The organism is Stenotrophomonas sp. HMWF003 (assembly GCF_003061285.1).
GTDB lineage: Bacteria > Pseudomonadota > Gammaproteobacteria > Xanthomonadales > Xanthomonadaceae > Stenotrophomonas > Stenotrophomonas maltophilia_AP.
Window position 1 is genome coordinate 26,115 of record NZ_QAIW01000240.1, and the last position, 1,681, is coordinate 27,795.

Consider the following 1,681-nt stretch of genomic DNA (forward strand, 5'->3'; position numbering starts at 1 on the left):
ACCAGCGCGGCATTCCACGAGCCGTAACTGTGCATGTCCAGCCCACCGGCCTTGCGCCGCGCATTGCCCCGCAGCAGCACCGCGTGGGTGACCGCCGAGGGCAGTTCGGGATGCATTGGCGGCAGCCCGGCGCAGGCCTGGGCCATGGCGGTGAGGTCGGCCGGCACCGGGTCGATCTCGCCCAGCCGTGGCCAGGCCGCGGTTTCGCCGGCATTGCACCACGGCGTGGCCGAGCCGATCGAGGGATCACGCGCGAAACAGGCATCCAGCTGCTGCAGCCAGCCCGGTGCGGGAATGGCGTCGGGCGCCAGCACCACCACGTCGGCGCCCGCACAGGCACGCAACATCTCATCCAGGTGCGCCACCTCGCCGATGCTGCGGGCGCGCCGGGTGTATTCGGCGCGCAGCCGGGTGTGGGCCAGCCAGTGCTCGATCACCGGTTGCACGCGGGGGCCGGCCTGGCCGTCGTCGGCCAGCCATACCGCGGTGTCGGCCGGCGTGCCGGCGTCCAGTGCGCCCAGGCACAGGTCCAGGGCGGTGTCATCGACCCCGATCGGCAGCAGCACGATCGTCCCCATCGGTTCCCCTGTCTGCGGCACGCGTGGCCGCAGCGTAGCTCAGTTCTTCTGCTTCTGGTGGTTCGGGAACGGCTCCATGGCACGGAAGCGGTTGCTGTACTCGTCGGTGAGGGTGCGCGATTCCTGCGCGTTGCGGACGATGGTCGGGGTCAGCAGCACGATCACTTCCGAACGCCCGGTGTTCTTGGTCTTTTTACCGAACAGGGCGCCCAGCACCGGGATCTTGCTCAGCCCCGGAACGCCGTCGGAGCCATCTTCATCGGAGTTGGTGATCAACCCCGCCAGCATGATGGTGTCCCCGCTCTGCACGGCCGCTTCGGTGGAGATCTTGCGCGTGTTGATCGGCGGGTTGCAGGTGGTCTTGGTCGGGTCGCAGCCGGACGGAATGGCACCGGCCGAGCTGACTTCCTGCACGATGTCCAGGAACACCACGCCATCGCGGGTGATGCGCGGGCGCACCTTGAGGATCACGCCGGTGTCCAGGTACTGCACCTGGCTGTAGGTGTTGTCGCCCCCGGTGCCGGTATTGACCGACACCGAGTTGATCGGGATCTGGGTGCCCACGTTGAGCGTGGCTTCGGCGTTGTTGCGCACGAACAGCGACGGGGTCTGCAGCAGGCGCAGGTTGCTGACCTTGTCCAGCGCCGTCACCACCGCGGCCGCGTTCTTGCCGAGGAAGGTCCAGCCCACCCCGCCATCGCCCACCGCGCCGGAAATGCTGCCCCAGATCGAACGCCCCAGCGCGCTGGGCAGGTCGATGCCGCTTTCGGTCTTGCCGGTGGCCACGGCCTGTTCGAAGAACCAGTTGACGCCGTAGCTGAGGTCGCCGGTCAGCGACACTTCGGCCACCTGCGCTTCGATGTGCACCTGCATCGGCATCACGTCGAGCTTTTCGATCACCTCGCGGATCGACCGCCACGCCTGCGGGGTGGAACGCACCAGCAGCGTATTGGTTTCTTCCACCGCCGAGATGCCCACGGTGTCGCCCTGCACTTCGAGGCTGAAACTGGCGTTGCCGCTCTGCCGCTGCGGCAGGCTCATGGTGCCTTCGCCCAGCCCGCCGCGGCCACTGCCGCTGCCGGACCCGGTGGTGAGCGCGGTGG

At 68.4% G+C, this 1,681-nt stretch carries 2 protein-coding genes; both read right to left on the reverse strand.

Translation table 11 applies throughout. The features are described 5' to 3' along the window. A partial coding sequence (locus DBR34_RS09960; RefSeq protein ID WP_258223795.1) for a glycosyltransferase occupies positions 1 to 578 on the reverse strand: 578 nt, incomplete at its 3' end. Positions 579 to 617: 39 nt separating this feature from the next. Further along, positions 618 to 1,681 (reverse strand): secretin N-terminal domain-containing protein (locus tag DBR34_RS22560; protein ID WP_308812527.1); only part of this gene is annotated, 1,064 nt, incomplete at its 5' end.